Raw genomic sequence first — 25257 nt, 5'->3', positions numbered from 1 at the left:
GCTTTCTAAACAAATCGGCCAGGCATTCCCACAAGCAATTCTTGAATAACTCTGATAAAATTATGTATGGTACCAAGCACGACATACAAAACCCCCAACACGGCACGATAAATGCGTTTTGAGCTTATAAAATTCTTGCAACAACTCGGCGTCAATCATGCGCTCTCTCCCTATGAGACACAGCCATGGCTCGTTTACAGCGAAGAAAAAAAACTCACATGTAGTGCAGAAGTCCGCATGGGACCAACCGGTGAAGACATCGAGGCCGAAATCCAGTTTCTTCACGATGAAACAGATGACGATGATGAGGACGGCGGCGCATCCTCCGGCGGCGGCCGGGAACAAATCTTATGGATGCGCGCTGAGCCTGTCGGTGAAAACCAATGGGGACCTAAACATCTGCGCATTAAGGGCAAAGACTACGTCAACGAGTTCCACGGCTGGGAAGAAAAAGGCTGCGAATTTTTTCTCGCATGTGTCAGCGCCCTGCAAATGAATGAAATCCCCGACATTGATATGCTGATCGAAGATAAAATGAAAGATGATAGTTTTGGAGGCGGCGGCCGCCGTGGAAAAATTGGACGAAAATCACCCAAAGTAAAACCGGCTGCCCTCATGGGTATGAAAAAACCCTAGGAACAGGACTTATTAAGTTACTCCTGATTGATAATAAGCCCAAAACGTTTACCCAACTCGCTCAAACCGCCAGGCACAAAATCAGCCGCAGGTTTAAAATGCCATTTAGGCCCTTCACGATTTAAGAAGCCGATAATTACACCGGTTTCAGTTCTGTCTTGTAGAACCTGATCAATAACAAAACGACAAATTTCATGACGAGTATCTACATTCACAATACGAACATACGCATTACGAAGCATCTCAAGATTCTGCTCTTTTTCATACCCTTTATAAATCGTGACACAAATAGCAACGCGAATAATATCGAACGGAACCGCATGCAAATCAACAAGAATACTCTCATCATCACCATCACCGGCGCCTGTACGGCTATCCCCCCTATGCTTTACACCGCCATCAAACGTCTCGGGTTGGTTATAAAACACAAAATCGCCATCCTCGCGTGTCACATTTTCTTTATTAAGCAAAAACACGGACAAATCGAGATCAAGAGTGTCGGCATTAAACGCATTAACATCCCATCCCGCGCCAATTAGAACATTACGCAGAGCCGGATCAACTTGCATCAGGTTTAAATCATCATTCAGATAAACCAGATTGTCCGCCAAATCGACTTCTTTACCTTCAAATCGTGTATCGAGAATATCATCGACCATTTGATTGATCCCATTTCGAGTTTAAAAAGCCCAACACCAGCTTCCAGTGTAACACAACCGACACAAAATTATGTGCCGAAATTAATCGCATAAATATAAATCGTATAAACGACATACGCGCTAACAAATATACCGCCGATTACCGGTGTAATTTTTCTATAACCGGCAACCAACGCCGCAAAAACCACCGTTACAGCCAACATAAACCAAATATCAAACTCTAAAAGCTGATCGGCATATGAACCCTGCGCGATTGGCTTCACCAGCGCGGTAATGCCGATAATTATCAAAATATTAAAAACATTCGAACCGACAATATTGCCCAGAGCCATTTCCGCGTGACCGCGCCGCGCGCCGATAATACTTGTAGAAAGTTCCGGCAGCGACGTGCCGAAAGCAATAATACTCAAAGCCACAACATCCTCAGGAACGCCAAGTATGGCCGCAGACTGGCTAGCTCCGCGTACCAAAAATTCAGCCCCAACGCCTACGCCACAAAGCCCTAAAACCAAAAACACGTACGGCTGGGCTGGATGCTTGAAAAAAGGTAAATCTTCCCCATCAACAACAATCTCACCCTTCATCGCCATGCGGTATTGAACAAATATATACATCAACAAAATCGCCACCATACCTAACCCGGCAATCCGTCCAATTTCGCCGTAAAGCATCAAACCCATCAGCAAAAATGCAGAAAGCAACATCATCACCAGATCTTTAATCAGGCCCTTACTGAGCGTAATCTGCATTGTCACCAAAACTGAAGAACACCCAATCACCAGTAAAATATTGGCGATATTCGAACCGATCACATTGCCCATCGCGATTCCTTCAGAACCCCGTAAAACCGCTAATATAGAAACAATCAACTCCGGCAAAGATGTACCAAACGCCAAAATCGTAAAACCCACCACCATTGGCGACAGACCAAACCGCCGTGCAATAAACACAGCCGAATCAATCGTCCAGTTCCCTCCCTTAATCAGCAGGGCAGTGCCAAACATTATCAAACCCAGCGGAATGACAAGTGCCTGCAATGTCACAACATCCATAAATATGCTTTCTAAAACCGAAGTTCCCTTGAAGAATTAAGAGGAAGTGCTTAAGGCCAATAAAAAACCAAACTTACTCTTTCCGTCCTTCACCCCACTCTAACCCGAAACCAAAGGCACGATCCATCTCATAGTGACCAGGAAAATATTCCGTATAATTCGTCAGCTTGATCCCGCCGCGTACGCTTTCCAATCCACCAACCGCGCACAACGCCAACGCATCATCATGCGCCCCCAGCGTTACAACCAAATCATTCTCACCGGGCACATCCAGAATAATCTGCGGATTAATCTCGCTCCAACGCGGCGCTCCCTTATATATATATATATAAACCAAAATACGTTTTATATCATCCCAATGCGCCCCGTTCACATGAATAACCTCATCATGTCCCTCCGCGTTACCCGTACGCTCATCCCCCGAAAGCCATATATAGGGCGGCGCATCAAATTTTCCAAACTTCTCACCAAATGCCTGAATCGCACCGCGCGTACCGTCTTTCATTTCGTATAAGCAGCCAATATCGAGATCCACCCCAACCTTTCGCGCTTTTTTAAACATCTTGCCGAAAAACCCACTCTGCTCAAGCCGCACATTATCCCAGGCCACACCAATATCAATCGAAGTAAACCCTTCCAGCCCCGGACTGATAGCAATCGTCGAACCAGGTTCATTCAAAAATTCACAATTCTCGGGGTGCGAAGAGGCCTCCCGATAACCGGCAGCCCCCAAAGAACCGTTATGACCAGAAAAATCTACAACGCTACGCGAAGCTTCAGCCATCGAATCAATAGAGGTTTTTTTCTTATCCATATTCACTCCATAAACAATACGAAACCATAGCACTGCAATCCCTAAAAGCCAAAAGAATAAAGGACTTAGGCTTAGAATTTAGAATCAGAAGCTATAAAATGCTGAAACGCCCGGCGATGCTCTTCAACAAGCGCACACTGCCCGCACCCTTCAACATGATCATTAACCATTCCCATCGCCTGCATAAACGCATACACGGTTGTTGGCCCAACAAATTTCCAGCCACGCTTTTTCAAATCTTTCGAAAGCGCTTTTGAAATATCCGTCACCGCTGGAATGTCCACATAAGATACCGACCGGTCGGTATCTTCCGGCGCCCACCTCCAAAAATAAGCCGCTAGCGAACCAAACTCTTCTACCATTTCCATGGCGCGGCGCGCATTATTGATGGTGGCTTCAATTTTGCCCCGATGACGAACAATCCCCGCATCGCCGAGCAAACGCTCAATATCTTGCTCATCAAAATTTTGAATTTTAGTAAAGTCAAACCCGTCAAATGCAGAGCGAAAATTTTCACGCTTACGCAAAATCGTAATCCAGCTCAAACCGGACTGAAACCCCTCCAGACAAATCTTCTCAAACAACCGAATATCATTGCTAACGGGCCGCCCCCACTCCTCATCGTGATAACGAATATATTCAGGATCATCACCGCACCACCAGCAACGGACCTGCCCATCAGCGCCTTCAATCAAACCGTCTTGAACCATATCAAAAAACCGACCGGTCGGTTTAACCGCGAACCATGCGCTCAATTAATTCCGCAAACGCCTGAAACTCACGCGCTGCACGATTTTTATCCTTATGAACCTTGGCCGTCATCGTAACCCCCTGCAACGTCGCAATCAACAACCGCGCAAATTGCCGCGGCTCCATCATAATCTCACCCGTGCGCGCCGGATCTTTGAAATAATTGGTCAGTTGATTTTCCCACTCCAAGAAAATCTTTGCTATTTCATGACGCGCCGCCTCATCGCCGTCCGATAGCTCCAGCGCCATATTACCAAGCAAGCACCCACCCTTATATTCATCTTGCGCATAAGACTGATAAATCTCCATCCCCCAATTCAAAAGCGCCTCTTTGGTATTTTGCGTCTTGGTAAAATGCGTCTGCAACAATCCAAAAATATTTTCCTGCGCATATTTGCGCAAAACCTGCGAAGTAATATCCTTTTTGTTGCGAAAATAATGAAACACTGCGCCCTTGCTCTGACCCGCATCATTGGCAATTTTATCGAGCGAACTCGCCCGGTGCCCGTAATGCCAAAACAATTGCTCAGCGCTATCCAATATCCGTAAATCTGTTGCTTTTTTCATCCCTGAATCCTCCTGCCCCACAAATATACCGACCGGTCGGTTTTTCATCAAGCCTTACTTCTAAAATGCCCTCAACTTTTCCCGCGAAATACGCTGCCAAGCGCTTACCTTGTCTATACAACCAGTGAAAAACCACGACATGAACGTTCTTTCAAAGCCTTTCACACCCACCGCATCTCCGACGATGAAGCCTTTTTCCAAGATCGCTTCTAAAGATTGATTTGCACGCAGTTCTGCGCTAACTCTATGCTTCTAAAATCACAAAGGAGTAAAAATGTCAGCCCAGTACGTCTATGTTATGAACGGCTTGTCTAAATCTTTCGACAACAAAAAGATCCTTGAAAACGTTACACTCAGCTTCTTGCCCGGCGCAAAGATAGGTGTGCTCGGCCCCAACGGCGCGGGTAAATCCACCCTGCTCAAAATCATGGGCGGCGTTGATAAAGATTTCACAGGCGAAGCTTGGGCCGCCGATGGCGTACGTGTCGGCTATCTCGAGCAGGAACCACAACTCGACGAAAGTAAAACCGTTGAAGAAAACGTCATGGAAGCCCTGGCCGAAACCAAAGCCATGGTGGAACGTTTCAACGCGATCGGCCTGGAAATGGCCGAGCCCGACGCCGACTACGACGCTCTCATGACCGAAATGGGTGATTTACAAGAAAAAATCGACGCTGTTGATGGCTGGGAATTAGAACGTACAATTTCCATAGCTATGGACGCTCTGCGCTGCCCACCGGGCGATTCAGCCATCACCAACCTGTCCGGAGGAGAGCGCCGCCGCGTCGCCCTGTGCCGTCTGCTGCTCGAAAAACCGGACTTGCTACTTCTCGATGAGCCAACCAACCACCTCGATGCCGAAAGCGTCGCGTGGCTCCAACGCTTCTTAAGCGATTACACTGGCACCGTCGTTATGGTCACCCACGACCGCTACTTCCTCGACAACGTAACAGGCTGGATTCTAGAAGTCGACCGCGGCTCTGGCATTCCCTACGAAGGCAATTACTCCGCCTATCTGGAAGCCAAGCGCAAGCGCATGGAACAGGAATCACGCGAAGAAGATACGCGCCAAAAAACACTCAAACGTGAACAGGAATGGATAGGACAAAGCCCATCTGCGCGCCGTTCCAAATCAAAAGCCCGAATCAACGCCTACCAAGACCTTTTGGCCGAAAGTGCCAAACTCGACAAGCGCAGTTGCCAAATCGTCATTCCCACCCCGCCTCGTCTTGGCGATCTTGTTATCAAAGCACAAAACATCAAAAAAGGCTTTGACGATCACCTGCTCATTGAAAATCTCTCCTTCAAGCTCCCCCCCGGGGGCATCGTCGGTGTCATCGGCCCCAACGGCGCGGGTAAATCCACGCTCTTTAAAATGATCACCGGTAATGAAACCCCGGACGAAGGCACCTTCAAAGTCGGCGACACTGTCAAGCTCGGCTATGTCGACCAAAGCCGCGATTCCCTTGATGGCGATAAAACCGTCTGGGAAGAAATCTCCGGTGGCACCGACATCATTAAACTCGGTAAAATCGAGATGCAAAGCCGGGCGTACGTGTCGGCCTTCAACTTCCGTAAATCCGACCAGCAACAACTGGTTAAGAATCTTTCTGGCGGCCAGCGCAACCGTGTACATCTGGCTAAAATGTTGAAATCAGAAGCCAATGTCATCCTGCTCGACGAACCGACCAACGATTTGGACACCGAAACCCTCGCCGCACTCGAAGAAGCCATCGAACGCTTCCCGGGCTGCGCCGTCATCATCTCCCACGACCGCTGGTTCCTTGATCGCCTCTGTACGCATATCCTTGCTTTCGAAGGCAACAGCCATGTCGAATGGTTTGAAGGCAATTATCAGGACTACGAAGCCGATTACAAACGCCGTATGGGCCATGATGCCGACACGCCCCACCGCATCAAATACAAACCTTTGCGCAAAGCCAGCTAACTGCCCTAAAGCACCGAGCTTAAAATACCATATAAAAAGCCTGTAAAACCAAATCTTTACAGGTTTTTAAGGCAATTGTGACAAAATTGTGTCTGAGCAAAACATGTATAAAAAAACAACATGTTATAGAAATAAACAACTTTATAATGGGGCGAAAACCATAAAATACGAACAAATTAACTAAAATTTTAACTATTTTCGCGCTACACTATATATTGAAGTGGTGAGTATTTGACGTGAGCGGTATAAAAGCAAAAACAGTTTTGAAATACGCAATAATGCCGGAGATAATCCCCCGGCTAAAGCGCCTTGTTACGTCCGGCTTCGGCTATATTGCCTTCCTAATGGCACAAATTTATTCAATGGTTCGCCTGCTGCCGAATAACCACCCTTATCTGAACCCTCAAAATATTGGCAAATACGGCATCCGCCACGTCATCGCCGAAGCCGCCAACGCATTGGTCATCAACCATAATAATATCGACCAATTGATTGTTTTCACGCTCATGCTCACCGGCGTTGTGATAATAGGCACACAAATAATTATGCTGGCGCTCGGCCTGTTTTTCGGCTCGGCTATAGCCGCTTCAATTTTCGTAACGCCCGCACCGACATATGATATTGCCTACATGCTCATGGACCAGGTTTTCGGCGTTGGAGACGGCGTAAACAACTTTTTTGATTCCTGCGTATCGCAAAATATTGAATGCAACCCGGATAAACCGCCAGCAGCAACGGGCGCAGTATACCCCTGGCCATTCCATCTTGCGCTCCATAATTTATTTAGATTCTACTCCATTGGCATCCTTCTGATCGGAACCATCATTTTCTCTTACTATGTGGTCGTCGTCATAGTCGAAACGGCAGTAACAGGCTCGCCCTTCGGTCAACGTTTCAAAAACCTCTGGGTGCCGGTACGCCTGGTCGTCGCTGTAGGATTGTTGATCCCTTTAGGTTTAGGATACAACTCAGGACAATATATTACCTTCGCTGCCGCCAAGTTCGGCTCAAGCATGGCCACGAATGGCTGGATCACGTTTAACCAGCAGGTTGCCGCAAACATGCCCGGTGGCGCAGCAGGAAACATCGCCGGCGAAGCGGAAAACCTGATCGCCATGCCAAAGCCCCCGGATGCCTCTTTACTCGCCGAGATGTTCTCAATCGTGCACGGCTGCGCTTATGCGCATTATCTGCACGATCCACGCATTGCGAAAAACACAGCGCCGGCAAACCCGCCTGGAGATATACGAGTCGATTACCCCGAAAACCCGGGACAAATACCCACTTATTTGAACAACCGCTACGGCGTAAAACCTTATCTGGTCAAAACCCCGACCGCCTGGCAGGCAGGCATCGATCCCAATGAATTTCTTGAAGTCCTGCCCGGAACAACATATGAACAGGCGCTGCAATTTTACACCAGCGGCGACATCGTCATCCGCTTTGGCCGTCGTGGCGATTGGGACATTAATGGTGACTGGACCATATCCGACCAGGAAGAAGAAATGTTCAAAGACGAACCTGGACAGGTCCAGGCAACCTGCGGTGAAATCCGCATCCCTGTAACAGACCGGCGCCCGACCAACGCTGGTAACGTTCACGCCACAGACGGATATCTGGGGTCTGTCGCCGTCCAGCGCATGTATTTTGAACTCATCCGCGACCACTGGCACGACGTAAATATAAACGAAAACTACATCGATTTTGCCGGCCGCATGGCGATGCTCGAACAAAACCCGTCAAAAAAACCTGAAGATTCAGCCTGTAATATCGGCTGCGCAGGTGGCGGCTTATTCTCCCCAAACCTTGACCTTCCGCATAACGATTGTGGCGCCCCGCTTCCTCCTCCCAAAACAGAAGACAAGCGTGATTGCGCGACCCACAACATCTCGGCAGAGTGGAAACAAGAAGCAACAAACGAATTACAAGTTACGCTCAACACCAAACTAACCCAAATTTGGGTCGACTATAATCAGGGCACCAGAGAATTCGCTGTTGATAATGCCCTGCTCCAACGCGGTTGGGGCGGCGCAGGTATATGGTTCAACAAAATCGCCCAAGCCAATGGCGCTTTCATGAACACCTTCTTCAACGTACCGGAAATGAACGTTTATCCATATTTAATGGAAAAGGTAAAAAAGGAAAAAGGTAAACAAGACAGCGACCCTTCCGGCATCCAGGCCTACAACCCTAACACCAAATCACAAAGCGCAGGCCTTAAACTAAGCCACGTGGAATCAGGCGCTGCCCCAATTGCGATGATTGAATATCGTGTCCTTGAATACTGGAATAAAAGTAACAAAAACATGGCAAAAAGCGAAAAAGCCAATACCACAAACGCCCTTGAAACGGGTATGAATCTCGTTTTCGGAACAAACGGCTTATTCGCCATGAACGACGAAAACGCAAACATCCACCCGCTGGCACAACTCGTCGCGCTCGGTAAAGGCCTTGTCGAATCCGCCATCCGAAATGTTGCAGGAGCCTCTATGGGCGCTGCTGGTGGTGGTATTTCCAAAGCGCTCGACACCGCGGCCGGTCCGTTAGCTGACGCCGTCAGCGGCCTCGTATTATCTACTGCTTTCGTCGGACTGACAGCAGGGCTCGTACTCTTTTACGTCCTGCCATTCCTGCCATTTGTATATTTCTACTTTGCTGTAGCCTCATGGATTAAAACCATTTTCGAAGCAATGGTTGGCGTACCGCTATGGGCCTTGGCACACTTAAGAATTGACGGCGATGGACTGCCCGGCGAATCCGCCTTAAATGGGTATTTCCTGATTTTTGAAATCTTTGTACGTCCGATTTTGTCGGTCGCAGGCCTCATCGCCGCCATGCTGATCTTCACCGCACAAGTACGAGTCTTGAACTTCATCTGGTTGATGGTCACAGACAATGTCGGCGGCCATAACAGCGACCCGACAATCGCCATTGCCGCAGACTTCAAGTTCAAACGTGCCATTGTCGATGAATTTTTCTATACCGTTTTATATGCGATCATCGTATATATGCTCGCAACCGCGTCCTTCAAACTGATCGATAAAATTCCGGACAACATCCTGCGCTGGATGGGACAAGGCGTCTCATCCTTCGGCGACATTAACCAGGACCCGACAGAAGGCCTGACCCGCTATGCCGCTCTGGGTGGTATGACCGCTGGCCGCGAAATTGCTGGCGGAGTTAAAGATCTGGCCGGTGGTCTTGGAGGCGTTGTAGGAAACGTCGCAAGAGGTGCAGCTACCACAGAAAGAGCTGCTCCATAGAGTAAGAAGGAGGAAAGAAATTTAAACATGCAAAGTGTAACGCGAAAAAATATAATAAAATACGCAGTAATGCCGGGCTTTCGGCAGCGTTTTCGCGATCTCTTCGCCTCCGGCTTTCAATATATTCCTTATTTCATCGCCCTTGTATACGGCTCGGTGCGTCTTTTACCTGCAGAGCACCCCTACCTGAACCCTTCAAATATGGGACGTTTCGGCATCCGTCACGTTCTGGCCGAAGCCGCCAATAACATTGTTTTTTCAACAAAGAACATCGACCAGATCTTATTATTCTTCTGTATCCTGTTTGGCCTCATATTAATGGCCTTACAGTTTGGTTTGTTAAGCCTCGCCGTATTTATGCAACCGGCAATGGCTGCAATGCCGACAACCTTTCCAGGATTTTTCTCAACAGCAGCCTCAGGCAATGAAGCACAAGACATCGCCAACATATTGATGGATATGGTCTTTGGCGTCCCGGGTATCTTCAACTCCTGTGTTTCAGTCGGCGTACCCTGTACCACTATTGATGGAAACCCTATTGCAACCGCCGCAGGCGCACCGGGCGGAACATGGTCATATGACCCGACAGTATTCCCTTTCGCCATTCATAGAGGCCTACACCAACTCTTCCAACTTTATAATATCGGCCTCACCGTGGTTGCAGCATTCATAGGAATGTATTTTATTTTCACAATCGCTCTGGAAACGGCGGAAAGCGGAACCCCGATGGGCAAACGTTTTAACAAGGTCTGGGCGCCGATCCGCTTTGTCATGGCTTTTGGCCTGCTTTTTCCAATCGGCTATGGATATAACTCAGCGCAATATATTGTGCTTTATGCTGCAAAATACGGCTCGGGTTTTGCGACCAACGGCTGGAACCTGTTTAACGACACATTAAACGCCACATATGGCAGCGCCTTTGAAAACCTTCTGAACAGTGACACGGCCTCAGCAGCCAACCTTGTGGGCGTTCCCAACGTCCCGGAAGTCGGCGGACTTTTACAATTCATGTATGCTGCAAAAGTATGCACCGAAGCTGAAGCCGTTGCCCATGCCCCCCCTCAGCCTGTTAAATTTTACCTGGTCGGCGATCCTTTAAAACTGCCCGAAAATCATCTCGAGGTAAATAACACAAATGTCTCATATGCGCAGCTCATAAATTTTGCAGACGGCGAAAACCAGGTCATCATCCGCTTCGGACGCCGGGATGAAGACAAATACGGCGACCTCATGGGCTATGTCCACCCGACCTGCGGCGAACTGACATTTAAACTTTCTGATCCCAGAGCCCCCGGCACGGCAGAGCCTGGCATCGAAACACTACAGGAATACTACTGGTTTATCCTCAAGGAATTATGGTTCGTAACCATGGAAGGCAATGGTCCAACCCCGGCATTGACAGTGCCGCCCTACGCCCAGAATTTAGTCAAAGTAAAAACATTCTTTTCAACTGCACCGACCAGTTACCATCAACAAGGCTTAAACCTCCATACAACTGAATGGAAAACCGCCCTGCAGGACTTCTACCGGCTTGACCTGCGTGAAATATTAACCGGTACTCCAAGTACGCCATCCACAGGCATCTTGGGCGCGTTGGGCACCAACGGCGCCGCACCGGAAATGCGCCAGTCCCAGCGTTGGCAAACTGACGCCAATCTGCGTGACAAAGGCTGGGCCGGCGCCGGGATCTGGTACAACCGCGTTGCCGACATGAACGGCGCGCTGACAACGGCCACGCTCAACATTCCGATGCCCTCACGCTACCCGCACGTCATGGAAAAAGTATACGCAAAAAAACGCCAGGGCGAACAAAACGTTGACTTTAATGAACGCTTTAATCCAACATCAACCTCAAGTGCTGCCACAGGAGGGCTAAAGCCCATAGAAGAAAAAATCGCCCCCATTCTATGGGAAGCCTTTGATTTCTTTCAAAAAGGCGGCGGCGTCACAACATCGCACTCCGCCCCCACAGGCAACGCAATGATCGACATTATGAATACGTTTCTGGGCACAAACGGGCTGTTCAGCATGCGTCAAAACTCCGACGTACATCCCCTGGCTCAACTGGCCGGCGTTGGCCGCTCGCTTATCGAAGCCTCGGTTCGAAACCTCGGCTATGCCGGTATTGGCGCACTGACAGGTACATTAGTAAAGAATCTGGACATGACCGGAGAAGCGGCAAAAATTGCATCAGGCTTCATCATAACATTTTCAACAATCGGCCTGACCGCTGGATTCGTCCTGTTCTACGTAGTCCCCTTCCTGCCCTTTATCTACTTCTTCTTTGCAGTTGGCGGATGGGTAAAAGGTATTTTTGAAGCTATGGTCGGCGCCCCGCTTTGGGCTTTGGCGCATTTGCGAATCGACGGCAACGGCTTGGCCGGACAAGCCGCGGTCAGTGGCTATTTCCTGATTTTCGAAGTCTTTTTACGACCCATTTTAATCATCTTTGGACTGCTGGCCAGCATCTCGATTTTCTCGGCGCTGGTCAGTGTATTAAATCAAACATTTGATCTGGTCGTTGCTAACCTTGGCGGTTTTGATACCGAACTCGAACTCTCAGGCGCCGCCGCAACCTCAAAAGTCGCAGAATGGCGGGGAGCAATTGATGAATTCTTCTTCACGGTTATCTACGTCATCATCGTTTATCTGATGGGAATGTCCTCCTTTAAACTGGTCGACATGATTCCAAACAACATCCTGCGCTGGATGGGACAATCTGTTGCAACATTTGGAGACCAGCGCGAAGATGCAGGTCAAAGCTTGATCGGAACGGCAACCGTCGGCTCACAGCAAACACTTGGTGCTATCGGCGGCGGACTAAAAGGACTGTTTAAATAACAAAAGATAGAAACGTACAAAAAACAACGTTTAAAGATGAAAATGGATAAATGGGAACACAAAGTAAAATCCTGAAATATACGCTCCTCCCCGGGTTCATTCCCCGGATTTCTGCGCTTTTCAAAAACGGTTTTACACATTTGGCTTATACGATAGCGCTAATTTTTAGCAATGTCCGCCTTCTCCCCACAGGACACCCTTATCTGAACCCTCAAAATATAGGTCAGTTCGGAATTCGCCATGTCATGGCCGAAGCGGCAAACAACCTCGTTTTCGACCGAAAACACATAGATCAGATCATTATTTATTTTACAATTCTTGTGGGGTTAATTTTATTAGGACTGCAATTCATACTTCTGATCGTCGCGATCACGGCCGAACATCCTGCCCTTGCGTTAGGCATCACCGACCTGTTCCCAAACCCGAATACAACAACCGGTTCACTCGGCCCGGAACAGGATATCGCGTTCATCCTTCTGGACCGAATTTTTGGACTAACAGGTTTTTTTAACTCCTGCATCTCCAATCTTGGTGTACCTTGCACAGATCTAAAAGGCGTTACTTTATCCAGCACACCCACCGCTTACCCTTTCCCCTTCCATATCGCCTTGCACCGCATCTTACAGTTTTATGCTTATGGAATTTTCTGGGTTGGTTCTCTTGTCATCATATATCTGTGTATTGCAATAATCGCTGAAACCGCCGCTTCAGGAACGCCCTTCGGACAACGCTTTAATAAAGCCTGGGCCCCCGTCAGATTAATTTTATTTTTTGCCCTGCTTGTCCCTATGAACTGGGCAGGCGGCCCCAATCAGGGTCTCAACGCAGCCCAGTTAATCACTTTTAAAATAGTGCAGCTCGGCTCCAACATGGCGACAAATGCCTGGACGGTCTTTAATGGCGGAGGGCCATCACCAAGCCTGTCTGCAAACTATTTAAGCCAGCAATATGATCTGGTGGCCCAGCCCAACACACCGATTTCAGAAGTCAACGACCTGCTCCAAACGATGTACCTCGCCCGAACCTGCGCTGCAGCTTACCACCTTCAGGAAGGCCCCGAAAAAAAAATAGATGCTTATGTAGTGCGTTCCACTCCCCCGGCAAACATAACCCCAACCATAAACGGGGCAACGCTTACACCAAATGCGCTCGATTTTAACGGCTTAAGCTACCCCAACGCCCTTGATTTTGCCTATCGTGGAACAATAACCATACGCTTCGGCCGCTTAGGTGAAGCTGGAGACGACCCCGCAAAACCCGGAGAACTCTCAACACAATACCAAGGACTCAAAGGAAACGTAAAACCCTACTGTGGTGAAGTCATGATACAGGTTCAAGGCATTGAAGAACCCGGTGCAAATATGATTTTCAACGTATACTACGACTTGGTAAAAAGCCTGTGGAATGATCAACAATATAAAGACCGATCCGAGTGTTTTGTAAAACACAAAATCACAGAAGAAGCTTACGATCCAAACTGCAGCCCCATTCACGACGAAACCTGGGTAAAAAGCGAAATTGCATTTTACGTAAACTCTGTAAAACTCGTCACTATGGGCGCAATCCAGATTCAACGCGCACAAGGCGACTTCGCTGTGCCAACCGAAATCATCGAACGCGGCTGGGCCGGCGCAGCCATTTGGTATAACAAAATCGCAGCAATGAACGGTGCCATCACCACCGCCTCACTCAATATCCCTAAAGCATCACTCCTCCCACTTCTCATGGAAACCGCAATGAGAAATAACAGACAGCAAAATGAGCTCATCAGAACAAGTAGCCTCTTCAACCAAAATATGGCAGACGCTATGGGCGTCAATGTCCTCATGGAGATAAAAGACGACGAGCGCAACATGCTAACCGCTATGGTTGAGGCCTACGAATTCTGGACACAAAACGGTTCTGCACAACAATCAAACTTCGATCAACCAACAGGCAACATCATAATCGACTACGTCAATTCCCTGTTTGGTACAAACGGCCTGTTTGAAATGCGCAACAATACAAACGTACACCCACTGGCACAACTCTCGGCTCTCGGTAAAAGCATGATGGAAGCCGTAGTACGCAACGCTGCATACGGTGCTGCACTAAGCGGCGTCAAAGGGCTTGGTTTTAAATTGGATCAATTCGCAGAAGGCGCTGGCCCCGCCGGAAACTTCCTGTTCGCTTTGGTCATCATTACAGTCGGCATCGCAGCAATTCTATACTACGTTCTGCCATTCCTGCCCTTCATTTACTTTATGTTCGCCGTCAGCGGATGGATCAAAAGCATATTTGAAGCCATCGTTGCCATGCCGCTATGGGCGCTTGCGCATTTACGCATTGATGGTGAAGGCGTTGTCGGCCCGGGCGCAACAAACGGATACTTCCTGCTACTGGAAATCTTCCTGCGCCCAACCCTTATCATCTTCGGGTTTGTGGCCAGCATCAGCATATTCTCAGCGCTGGTAAATGTATTAAACCAGATTTTTGATCTCGTCATTGGCAATTTGGGAGGCTATGACGAAGAGCTCGAAGCCAATATAGTAACCGGCAGCGCACCGGCAGGAACACTTTCCAACCTTAATATCGCCCGAGGCACAGTAGATGAGTTTTTCTTCACCGCAATGTACGCCATTATCTGCTACCTGATAGGACTATCCTGCTTCAAGCTGGTTGACCTTATTCCAAACAACATCCTGCGCTGGATGGGCGTTTCAGTTTCAACCTTCCAGGAAAACGCAGGCGATCCGGCTGGAAAACTATCCAGCAATGTATATAAAGGAACGCTGCTTATCGGAAACCAGGTCCGCGGCACCGCCAAAGGCGACCTGGCAATCATCGCAGATTAAAAAACGAAAAATACACTCTTAAAACTTGAGCAGGAAACAACCTATTCTTGGCGCAAATGCACCAGAAGAGCTTCTACATCGCCGCCACCGCGTTGCACGACAGAAGAAAAATCAGAGCGCTGCGTCATCGCCATGCTCACACCCTCCACAATCACATCTATAACCTGATAAGCGCCGCTGCGATTACGAACACGCCAGTCAACTTTGACATCCGGCCCACCATCTTGCCGAAGAAGTGAATGCACGAGAATATCGCGTTCACCTTCTTTACGCGACCCTACAACTTCAATTTCCTGCCCCTGATAATCGCTAAAACGCGCAGAATAAACATCCACGATCATCTTTTTAAACAACACCACATACTCGTCACGCTGCGCCTGCGTAGCACTGCGCCAATACCGCCCCAATGAAAAACGGGCAATAGTGTTCATATCAAAATTTTTATTCAATAACGCTTTAAATTCGGCGCGCCGTTTCTCTTCCGTAATTTTCTTATCAGAAAGAAACCCTATGCCCTGATCTGCCAATGCAGCAACAAATTTTTCAGCCGCCAAAGCCACCTCATCCCCGTGCGCATTAGCAGCTACAAAATGCGCAAACCTGGAATTTAAAACTGGAGCAGCTGAAGTGCTCAAAAGCGAAGCATGAGAAGCGATCCCGGAAACCAGACCCAACGCCAAAACACTCGAAAACAGGAATCTACGTTGCATGATCAAAGAGCCTAAATTCATTTAATAGCCTAAAACACGCATCTTAATAATCATCATAATCAGGAATAGCTGGCGCAGTAATCACGTCAGACCCCTGATCATTAACCAAAGCCTCGCGACGTTGATAATACGCACTGCGCGTAGCAGCATAATAATCTATAGAACTTTTCTCAAGATCTTCCAGAACATCAACCAAAGACGCCCGCAAATTCAGGTAATCTGCACCGACCTTACCGTAATAAATACCCTCTTCTTCAATATTAAAGAGATACCAGCGCAACGGATCGGCAAAAGAATCAACCGCATATCCGATATAATCGCGTGTAGAAGACGGCCCTAAAATTGGCACGACCAAATACGGCCCATGACCAACGCCCCATGTAGCAAGCGTTTGCCCAAAATCTTCAACTTCGTATTCAATACCCTCATGGCCGGCCAGATCAACCAAGCCACCAAGACCCAAAAGCGTATTTACAACGGCACGCACAACCACATTGCCCGCACCGTCAAAATCACCTTGCAAGACCTGATTCGCGAAATTCGCAGGACTACGCAGATTCTTCAGCGCATTATCAATACCTGTACGTGCAGGATTCGGCACAACCGCATTGTACCCTTTGGCAACAGGATGAATAACCGCTTTATCCACCGCAGTATTAAACGAGAAAATTGCCCGGTTAGCCTTCTCGAACGGATCGCTAACTTCAACCTCACCAGCCATAACGCGGTCTTCACCATTTGATGCGCACCCGCCAACAAGCAAAACCATCGCTGATAAGGCTACCAGTGCTTTAAAATTCCATACAATATTATTCATGTCTGCCGCTTTAGGTTTAAACATAGATCCGACCTTTTATAAGTGATTGAAAGAAGTACGCAAGTCAAGAATGGAAACTTATTTTTCACTATTTAACCAGCGCAAACTTATTAAAAGGTTAACGCCACCGTAAAAATGTTAAAAAATAAAATATTATAAAAAATAACCACGATCTAACCGTCTTCAAGATGAATCATCGCACTCACCCCATATAAAAAACATACAATTGCCGGAGACCACGCCGCCAAAATCGGCGGAATTTGATTGGAAGAGCCAAGCGCCTGTAAATAACTGGAAACAAAGAACACGACAAAACCGATAAACACGCCCACAGCGAAGAGCATCAAACCGCCACCCATTCGCGGCGGGCGGATAGAAACGCTTGCCGCAAGCAAGACCATAGCTACAAAAAACAAAGGCTGAGACAACAAACTATGAAAATATACCCGCAAACGGCTGGCATCAAAACCGGTCTGCTCCAATGTCTCTATGTGCGCCGGAAGCGCCCAAAACGGTACTGTTTCAGCAGAAGAAAAACTCTCCTCAATATCTTCAATCGTAAGTGTCGTCGGTAAAACCATCTCTGGCTTACTGATCTTCACGGATCCGGACCTATGAATAGCAACATCCTCAAACACCCAGCGCCCCGGCTCTAAAGAAGCGCTTTTGGCATCCGCGCGCATGCGAAATACGTCATTCTGCCCAAAATAAAATACGCTCACCTGACTAAGCCCCCAATGCGGCGGCTTAACCTTACGCGCATGAAGTATCACATACCCCTTTTGTACATCGTCATCATCTTCCAGAATATGACCATCCGTACTCTGACGAAGCCAAAGTCCCTCTTTAAACAACGCAATTTGGCTATCTTGCTTATCAAGATACTCTTTTTCCAACCGTTCATATTTTTCCACCAGCAATGAGCCAACCGGATTGATGACCCCAACTTGTAAAAAACCAACACACAAGGCCACCGCCACCACAGGCATCAAAAACTGCCAGACTGAAAAACCGGAAGAACGCAGCACAACCAGCTCAGAATGGCGATTAAATTGCCAAAATGTCAGCATCGCACTAAACAAAACAGCAAAAGGAAACAAAATCTGCCCAACCTCGGGCAATTTCAATAACCCCATCTGCAACACCAGTCCCAACGGAACAGAATCGCTTTTACTGGCCCGGCGAACCAATTCCACCGTGTCAAACAGATAAATCACCCCTAGCAAGGCAAAGAGCAAAAAAAGCATATTCATAACATAAGTTCGCGCCATATAACGGCTAAGCGTCATTGTCACCTTCATGCCTGTCCTCCTTGCCAATGATAGAGCACCCGGCGGCGTAAATTCTCACTCATCCCGCTCAAGGCAAAAGAACACAACCCAAGCGGAAAGAATACCAGCCCATACATAAACACCAGCCCCGCATCACTTTGCCGCGCCATATTATAGGCCGCAATATACAGCCCCTGAATCACCACGACGCTTGCCACAGCCAGCATAATGCGCCGCATCTGCCCGCGCCGGTCAATCGGCCCGATCAACAGCGCGCTACATGCGATAAGCGTAAATACCACCGCCAAAAGCGGACTGACAATCCGCCGATGAAGATCAACCTGAAAATCGCGTAAACTCTCCAAATCGCGTTTCACACGTACATCTGGATTAAGCAGCTCAAAAATCGTCCGCTCATCCGGCTCCGCCCAACGCTGGCGCACCGGATCACTCTCAGGCAAATCAATCGTATAACGATTAAAATTCAGCCGTTTCAGTATCCCTTTTTCAGCATCATATTCCTGACGCGATCCCTCATACACAACAATCCTGTAACCCTGCTCAGCAGAAACCAGCGTCCCGCGTTCGGCAAAAATCGTCGAAGCTGGTTGCCCGGAAGCGCGGCTATCATGAATTATCAAGCCCACAAGCGATCCGGCTTCACCACGCGCCCGCACATAAAGCGTCAACCCTTTGCCCACCTGATTAAAAACACCTTCACGGAAAAGCAGCGTCGAGAACTGCGCCTTAATCATCTCGCGCTTTTCCTGCATCGTGCTAATTGATTTTGGTGCAACCCAGAGCGTAATCCCCATCAATAAAAGCGTTACAATCAACGCCAGAATCATGGCCGGCCGCGCCAAAGCAGAAGGCGCATAACCGGTTGCGCGCACCACCACCAACTCAGAATCACTGGTCATGCGGCTATAAACAAACAACGTCGCCGCCATCAACGACAACGGCAAAATAATTTCGAAAAACCGTGGCAAAGCCAGCATCGTCAAAACCCAAAACGCGCTGCTCGAAGCCCCGGATTCAATGACCAGCTCCAAGAACCGCAAGGATTGCGTCAAGAAAATCACCACCGCCAGCGTCACGGCAACAAACACCGTGGCAATCAAAAGATTTTTAAAAATATAGCGATCAAAAATATTCATATGCGTTTTGGCTCTGGCCAATCTCGTCAAAAACAGTATATCGTTTATAACCTTCATCCACATATAAGAGAAGATGAAAGACGATGAGCCTAAAAATTTCATTCCCTAAATCCAGCGCAAAACCCAAAGGCGCAATTGTTGTTTGCGCCTTTGAAGGTGGGGAACTGGGGACACAAGCCAAAGCGCTGGACAAAACACTTAAGGGCTTCATTACCGCAAACCTTAAAAACAACGCACAATTTACCGGTAAAAATGGTGAAATTATGAGTCTCGGCGCCCCGGCAGAAAACACAGTGACACATATCACACTGCTCGGTCTGGGCAAAGATCAAGATCTGGACGCGCTAAAAGCAGAAACAGCCGGTGGTAAACTGGCGGCCGTACTTACCAAATCCAGCACTGAAACTGCCGTACTGCTCGGCGAAAAAAGTAAAAAACTCAAAATTGAAACCCTCACCGCGCATCTTGCCAATGGCTTTGCCCTGCGCGCCTATGATTTCGACCGTTATAAATCAAAACCTGATAAAAAAGATAAACCGCCGCTCAAATTCAAAACCTTAGACGTCATAACGCCAGATCCGGCCAACGCCAAAAAACTGTTCGAAAATCTAAGCCACGTGCGTTCAGGCACTTTCCTAGCCCGCGATCTGGTCAATACAGCGCCCAACGACCTCTACCCGGAAAGCTACGCCAAAATTATCCAAAACGAGCTCAAACCACTCGGTATTGAAATTGAAATTATCGACGATAAAAGGCTCGAAAAACTTGGCATGGGAGGCCTTTCCGCCGTCGGCCAGGGCTCAAGCCGCAAACCGCGAATGGTCATCATGCGCTGGAATGGCGTCCCAACTTCAAAAAACAAAACCCAAAACACCCCCACCCTTGGCTTTGTCGGCAAAGGCGTCACCTTTGACACCGGCGGCATCTCGCTTAAACCTGGCCCGAACATGGATGAAATGAAAATGGACATGGGCGGCTCGGCTGCCGTTGTTGGCCTGATGAAAACTCTGGCCCTGCGGAAGGCCAAATGCAATGCTGTCGGCGTTGTCGGCCTGGCCGAAAATATGCCATCCTCAAACGCGTACAGACCCGGCGACATCATCAAAACCTACGCCGGAAAAACCATCGAAGTCCTCAACACAGATGCGGAAGGCCGGCTCGTTCTGGCCGATTGCCTAACCTATATACAAAAAACATACAAACCCGAATTCGTCATTGATCTGGCCACCTTAACCGGCGCAATTCTTATCGCACTAGGCCACGAATATTGCGGCACCTTTGCCAATGACGATACCCTGTGGAAACAAATGGAAAAGGCCAGCGAGCAAAGCGGCGAAAAACTCTGGCGCATGCCTCTTGATGAAGTCTGGACAAAAGAAGTCGAAAGCGAAGTCGCCGACCTGCAAAATACCGGCAAAGGCCGCAATGCCGGCTCTTGCACCGCCGCAGCCTTCCTCGGCCATTTCATTGAAGATGGCACACGCTGGGCACACATGGACATTGCCGGCACCGCCTGGCGCAAATCCGACCAGCCAACCGTGCCCAAATTCGGCTCCGGCTTCGGTGTACGTGTCCTCAACGACCTTGTCGCAAAATATTATGAGGGCTGATGCCTAAACACTTCGCATCGCAAACGACTCAAAATCCCGACGAGCCAAAAGCCTCTTCACCGCCTTACACCCCACATTCCTCCTTCTTGAAAATGTGTTATATAAAATTAAAAGGCGGAGATATAGATACCGCATTACTAAAGAAATACGCCTATCGAATAACGCAAAACATCAAACATGCGATCAAAGGCGATATTACAAACGACCCCATCGCCAAACAATATCTCCCGCAAGCCTGTGAACTGAAAGTCCTGCCCGAAGAACGCTCAGACCCGATCGGCGATGAAGCCCATAGCCCCGTAAAAGGCATCATCCACCGCTATCCAGACCGGGTATTGTTCAAACCCGCCAATGTCTGCGCAGTTTATTGCCGTTACTGTTTTCGCCGCGAACAAGTCGGCCCGAAAGACAAAAAAATCCCCGGCAGCCTGAACCCTAAAGAATACACCGCCGCACTCGATTATATCCGTTCGCACCCCAAAATCTGGGAAGTCATCCTCACCGGCGGCGATCCACTAGTGCTCTCGCCGCGTCATCTAGGTGAAATCATGAACGCGCTGCGCGCCATCGATCACGTCAAAGTCATTCGTATCCACACCCGTGTGCCTATCGCTGATCCAGCCCGCCTCACGCCCGCCCTGATAGACGCTCTAGCAAGCTCTCCAATATCCCCTCTCATCAAAGCGAACAAAGAAAAGACCGACCGGTCGGTATGCTACCCTGATAAAGCGCTCTATATGGCCCTGCATATCAATCATGCCCAAGAACTTACACCAGAAGTTCGCCGCACAATAAAAACACTCCACCAACGCGGCATCTCGCTGCTCTCACAATCCGTCATGCTCAAAGGCATTAATAATGACGCCGCCACTCTCGCAAATCTTTACCGCGAATTGATCACCCTGCATGTTAAACCCTATTACCTCCACCATCCCGATCTTGCCCCCGGCACCAGCCATTTCCGCCTCTCGATCAAGGAAGGACAAAGCATTATACGCGCCCTGCGTGGCCATCTCTCCGGCCTGTGTCAACCAACCTATATGCTCGACATCCCTGGTGGCTACGGCAAAGTTCCCCTCACCCCTTGCGCCCTTGAACCTTTACCGGCAGGCGGCTACAACGTTACAGATTATAAGGGCGGGCAGCATATCTATGCACCGCAAAGCGAAAGCTAAAAACCATGACTGAAATTCGTTTCTATCACCTTGAACGCACCGAACTAGAACAGGTCCTGCCACAACTGGTCACCAAAGCCCTGAGCGCTGACCACCGCATCATCGTAAAAACCTCAAACGAACAAGAAACCCAGCGCCTAAACACTCATCTTTGGACCTATAATCCGAACAGCTTCCTGCCTCATGGTACAAAAAAAGAGGGCAACCCAAAAGACCAGCCCGTCTGGATCACCGCCGAAGATGAAAACCCGAACAATGCCGATATGCTCATCCTCACCCATGACCAGAACATCCCTGATAACCAAGAATTCGCGCTGATATGCTATATCTTTGATGGAAGCAATTCCGAAATACTCTCTAAGGCCCGTGCACGCTGGAAAACACTTAAAAACGCAGATGCCAATCTTTCTTACTGGCAACAAAGCCCGCAAGGATGCTGGGAGAAAAAAGCCTAACTCGAAACAGGCCAACCTTCACAAAAAACCGCCTGCTTAAAAAACAGGCGGCTCTTTTACAATTCCATAGTCATTTGAGTTAAAGCTTAATGCTCAGCAGGCGCCTCCGCCGCTTCCCCGGCAGCAGATTCGGCTGGTGCCGCCTCCGCCGCAATCTCCGCCGCACTCGGCAACGCCAAAGGACTGCCAGACTGCGTCCGCAACCATGCAATCAACGCCGCCCGGTCATCCGGCTTTTTTAAACCGGCATAACTCATCTTCGTACCCGGCGCATATTTCTTAGGCTTCCAGAGAAAATTATTCAACTCGTCATAACCCCATACTCCCCCCAAACCAGACAAAGCGCCGGAATATTGGAACGCGCTTTTGCTCGCTTTTGAAGCGCCGACAATACCATACAAGTTCGGCCCGACCTTGTCCGGACCGCCATTTTCAAACGAATGACACGCCGCGCAGACTTTAGAAAGCTTCTGCCCCTTGGCCACATCCGCGCTCGCAATCAACCCCAATATCGGATCAGGACCATCAGCCTTATCCGCTCCGGCTGCGTTGGCTGAACCAATCATGGCAACCTCGATCGTCACAGCATCCTGCTCAGGATATTCTGAAATAACCGCCCTGTCCGCAATAAACCCGCTAAGCATTGCCGCTATTCCAGCGACCAGAACCGCCGCAAATATCTTATTGTTTTCCATACTTTTATCGCTTTCAAATATTGAGTTAACCCTATGAAACTATAGCAGCTTGAAACCGCTTGTCGACACAGATAAACAGTTTGCGTATAGTCATTCAACCAAAATTTTTACAAGTAGAAAGCCGCCATCCAAAATGGACCTAAAAAATATCAAAAAGATCGCCTTTCAAGGTGCCAAAGGCGCCTACTCCGATCTCGCCTGCCGCACCGTATTTCCGACGCTGAAAACCGTACCATGCGACTCATTCGAAGATACGTTCACCGCAGTAACAGGGGGAAAGGCCGATCTGGCCATGATCCCGATCGACAATACCATCGCAGGGCGCGTCGCAGACGTACACCACCTGATGCCCAACGGAAACCTTTACATTATCGGCGAACATTTCCAACCCATCCGCCACGCGCTATTAGGAATAAAAGGGTCAAAAATTGAAGATTTAAAACACGTCCACAGCCACGTACACGCCATTCCTCAATGCCGTAAAATTATCCGGCGTCTGAACCTGAAAGCCCACATCCACGCCGATACGGCAGGTGCTGCAGAAGATATATCAAACCGCAACGATCCCAGACATGGCGCCATAGCTTCCGATTTAGCCGCAGAAATTTACAATCTCGAAATCCTTGAACACCACATTCAAGACGAACATCATAATACAACCCGCTTTTTGATTTTAGGACCGCAGCCAGAAATTCCAGACGAAGATGTCCCCACAATCACCTCGCTTATTTTCGGTGTACGCAACATTCCCGCTGCGCTCTACAAATGCCTCGGAGGCTTCGCCACCAACAATCTCAGCCTGTCAAAACTCGAATCCTATGTCGATCCAAACTTCCAGGCAGCCCGCTTTTTCTGTGACATCGAAGGCCACCCGGACAAAAACAGCTTCAAACTTGCCCTCGAAGAACTCGGTTTTTACGCTACAGACGTCAAGTTCCTGGGAGCCTACCCGGCCCACCCGTTTCGCGCCAACAACAACAAAGGCACCAGCATAAATTAACCAATATAGACAATTAAACCTTGTGATGCCTGGGCCTGGCCGTGTTAGGGTAGCAGAAGTATAGAATTTTAGGAGTTAAACAATGCCCACCCACGCCGAACTTGCCTCAAAATTACTGATCGATGCCGCAGATTTTTTCCTTACCCTTGGCGAACAAAACCCCCCACTCAAGGATCAAATGGAAGAAAACGCCACCGTCTTTAAGCAAATGGGCGCACTGCTCACACAAGAACCACAAGGCGCACTCAATGACACCCCGCACGGCGAACTGGCAGGAAAACTTCTGATTGATGCGGCAACATTTTTTACAACACTGGCCGAACAAAACGAACCAATCAAAGAACAAATGCTGGAAAATGCCAATGTTTACAAACAAATTGGTGAATTGGTCATAAAAGACCCGCTCGGCATTTTGGATTAATTAGCTATAAAAGCATAAGCCAGCGTTGCCGCTGCGCCAAAAACAACCGCCAACGCACATCGCCGCTTAAAAATTTCTTTATCCGAATCGCAATCAAAAACCTTAAAAATCGTATCGCGCGTCCGCGCAGATTTAGAATCATGTACGCGCTTTTTTACCTCAACCCTGCGATAACCAGAACTTTTATACAAAGATTGAGCATCCTGTAACGCCGTCTTTAAATCAGATGTCAAAGTCCGCATTTCCCAATCATTTTGCCCCTCCATCTGGTTTTCGGGATAATGATAAACATAAACGGCGTAAGCTGGCTCACCGTTGGAAACAAAGGGCTGCACAGCTTGTGTATAAGCAAAACCCTTTGGCATCAAAACCTCCCGTAAACTGAGTGTGTTAAAAACGAAATTTGAAAAAGAAACGCAGGATCAATAATCTATACATAACACCAAAAAGATTAACGAAAACTTAATATCCTCTGAATCCTGCGCAAAATCTGGCTTTCATAGAACTCAAAACCAAATAACCGGCAAAACACTGCAAAACTTGTCTTTAGCGCTAACCTTCTGTAAACTTAACGCTCATCAA

21 protein-coding genes are annotated in these 25257 nt (G+C 48.4%); 10 read left to right on the top strand and 11 right to left on the bottom strand.

Annotated elements, in window-relative coordinates; translation table 11 throughout:
• Positions 1 to 111 precede the first annotated feature (111 nt).
• Positions 112 to 636, top strand: a complete 525-nt coding sequence (locus tag H6859_09405; protein ID USO05350.1) for a hypothetical protein — start codon at positions 112 to 114, stop codon at positions 634 to 636.
• 17 nt (positions 637 to 653) lie between these two features.
• Here H6859_09405 and H6859_09400 read toward each other — a convergent pair whose 3' ends face one another.
• The 5 genes from H6859_09400 to H6859_09380 form a co-directional block, all read right to left on the bottom strand.
• Positions 654 to 1295, bottom strand: coding sequence for a TerD family protein (locus H6859_09400; protein ID USO05349.1), 642 nt, complete (start codon positions 1293 to 1295; stop codon positions 654 to 656).
• 68 nt (positions 1296 to 1363) lie between these two features.
• On the bottom strand, positions 1364 to 2347 hold the full coding sequence (locus H6859_09395; protein USO05348.1) for a calcium/sodium antiporter: 984 nt from the start codon (positions 2345 to 2347) through the stop codon (positions 1364 to 1366).
• 73 nt (positions 2348 to 2420) lie between these two features.
• Positions 2421 to 3161, bottom strand: coding sequence for a Tellurium resistance protein TerA (locus H6859_09390; GenBank protein USO05347.1), 741 nt, complete (start codon positions 3159 to 3161; stop codon positions 2421 to 2423).
• 71 nt (positions 3162 to 3232) lie between these two features.
• Positions 3233 to 3871 carry a DNA-3-methyladenine glycosylase I gene (locus H6859_09385; protein USO06748.1) on the bottom strand — a complete coding sequence of 213 codons (639 nt, stop codon included), beginning with the start codon at positions 3869 to 3871 and terminating at the stop codon, positions 3233 to 3235.
• 22 nt (positions 3872 to 3893) lie between these two features.
• Positions 3894 to 4478, bottom strand: coding sequence for a TetR/AcrR family transcriptional regulator (locus H6859_09380; GenBank protein USO05346.1), 585 nt, complete (start codon positions 4476 to 4478; stop codon positions 3894 to 3896).
• A 274-nt stretch (positions 4479 to 4752) separates the two neighbouring features.
• Here H6859_09380 and ettA point away from each other — a divergent pair, with 274 nt between their 5' ends.
• The 4 genes from ettA to H6859_09360 all read left to right on the top strand — a co-directional run bounded on the left by ettA (position 4753) and on the right by H6859_09360 (position 15364).
• Complete coding sequence (gene ettA, locus H6859_09375; protein USO05345.1) at positions 4753 to 6426, top strand: energy-dependent translational throttle protein EttA; 1674 nt, start codon at positions 4753 to 4755, stop codon at positions 6424 to 6426.
• A 263-nt stretch (positions 6427 to 6689) separates the two neighbouring features.
• On the top strand, positions 6690 to 9689 hold the full coding sequence (locus tag H6859_09370; GenBank protein USO05344.1) for a DotA/TraY family protein: 3000 nt from the start codon (positions 6690 to 6692) through the stop codon (positions 9687 to 9689).
• Positions 9690 to 9758: 69 nt separating this feature from the next.
• Positions 9759 to 12530, top strand: coding sequence for a DotA/TraY family protein (locus H6859_09365; protein USO05343.1), 2772 nt, complete (start codon positions 9759 to 9761; stop codon positions 12528 to 12530).
• A gap of 50 nt (positions 12531 to 12580) precedes the next feature.
• Positions 12581 to 15364: a DotA/TraY family protein gene (locus H6859_09360; protein USO05342.1), complete on the top strand. Its 2784-nt coding sequence runs from the start codon at positions 12581 to 12583 to the stop codon at positions 15362 to 15364.
• Between the two features lie 41 nt (positions 15365 to 15405).
• Here the strand turns inward: H6859_09360 and H6859_09355 are convergent, their stop codons facing one another.
• From H6859_09355 to lptF, 4 genes are all read right to left on the bottom strand, one after another.
• Complete coding sequence (locus H6859_09355; protein ID USO05341.1) at positions 15406 to 16074, bottom strand: ABC transporter substrate-binding protein; 669 nt, start codon at positions 16072 to 16074, stop codon at positions 15406 to 15408.
• A 43-nt stretch (positions 16075 to 16117) separates the two neighbouring features.
• Positions 16118 to 16915: a VacJ family lipoprotein gene (locus H6859_09350; protein ID USO05340.1), complete on the bottom strand. Its 798-nt coding sequence runs from the start codon at positions 16913 to 16915 to the stop codon at positions 16118 to 16120.
• Positions 16916 to 17064: 149 nt separating this feature from the next.
• Entirely contained in the window at positions 17065 to 18192 is a 1128-nt protein-coding gene (lptG, locus tag H6859_09345; protein USO05339.1) for an LPS export ABC transporter permease LptG, read from the bottom strand.
• A complete protein-coding gene (gene lptF / locus H6859_09340; GenBank protein USO05338.1) occupies positions 18189 to 19421 on the bottom strand; it encodes an LPS export ABC transporter permease LptF in 1233 nt (410 codons plus the stop codon). The genes lptG and lptF overlap by 4 nt, the downstream gene beginning before the upstream one ends.
• Between lptF and H6859_09335 the strand changes: the two genes are divergently transcribed.
• The 3 genes from H6859_09335 to H6859_09325 all read left to right on the top strand — a co-directional run bounded on the left by H6859_09335 (position 19403) and on the right by H6859_09325 (position 22559).
• Positions 19403 to 20929, top strand: coding sequence for a leucyl aminopeptidase (locus H6859_09335; protein USO05337.1), 1527 nt, complete (start codon positions 19403 to 19405; stop codon positions 20927 to 20929). The genes lptF and H6859_09335 overlap by 19 nt on opposite strands.
• 92 nt (positions 20930 to 21021) lie before the next feature.
• Complete coding sequence (locus tag H6859_09330) at positions 21022 to 22104, top strand: lysine-2,3-aminomutase-like protein (GenBank protein ID USO06747.1); 1083 nt, start codon at positions 21022 to 21024, stop codon at positions 22102 to 22104.
• 5 nt (positions 22105 to 22109) lie between these two features.
• Positions 22110 to 22559: a DNA polymerase III subunit chi gene (locus H6859_09325; protein ID USO05336.1), complete on the top strand. Its 450-nt coding sequence runs from the start codon at positions 22110 to 22112 to the stop codon at positions 22557 to 22559.
• 86 nt (positions 22560 to 22645) lie between these two features.
• Here the strand turns inward: H6859_09325 and H6859_09320 are convergent, their stop codons facing one another.
• On the bottom strand, positions 22646 to 23254 hold the full coding sequence (locus tag H6859_09320; protein ID USO05335.1) for a cytochrome c family protein: 609 nt from the start codon (positions 23252 to 23254) through the stop codon (positions 22646 to 22648).
• A gap of 133 nt (positions 23255 to 23387) precedes the next feature.
• On the opposite strand from H6859_09320, the gene H6859_09315 reads away from it, so the two are divergent.
• Positions 23388 to 24254: a prephenate dehydratase gene (locus tag H6859_09315; GenBank protein USO05334.1), complete on the top strand. Its 867-nt coding sequence runs from the start codon at positions 23388 to 23390 to the stop codon at positions 24252 to 24254.
• Between the two features lie 208 nt (positions 24255 to 24462).
• On the top strand, positions 24463 to 24675 hold the full coding sequence (locus H6859_09310; GenBank protein USO06746.1) for a hypothetical protein: 213 nt from the start codon (positions 24463 to 24465) through the stop codon (positions 24673 to 24675).
• On the opposite strand, the gene H6859_09305 is transcribed toward H6859_09310, so the two are convergent.
• Complete coding sequence (locus tag H6859_09305; GenBank protein ID USO05333.1) at positions 24672 to 25040, bottom strand: hypothetical protein; 369 nt, start codon at positions 25038 to 25040, stop codon at positions 24672 to 24674. The genes H6859_09310 and H6859_09305 overlap by 4 nt on opposite strands.
• Positions 25041 to 25257 lie beyond the last annotated feature (217 nt).

Source organism: Rhodospirillales bacterium (assembly GCA_023898785.1).
Classification (GTDB): domain Bacteria; phylum Pseudomonadota; class Alphaproteobacteria; order Micavibrionales; family Micavibrionaceae; genus TMED27.
This window is presented reverse-complemented; position numbering and strand designations above follow the sequence as displayed.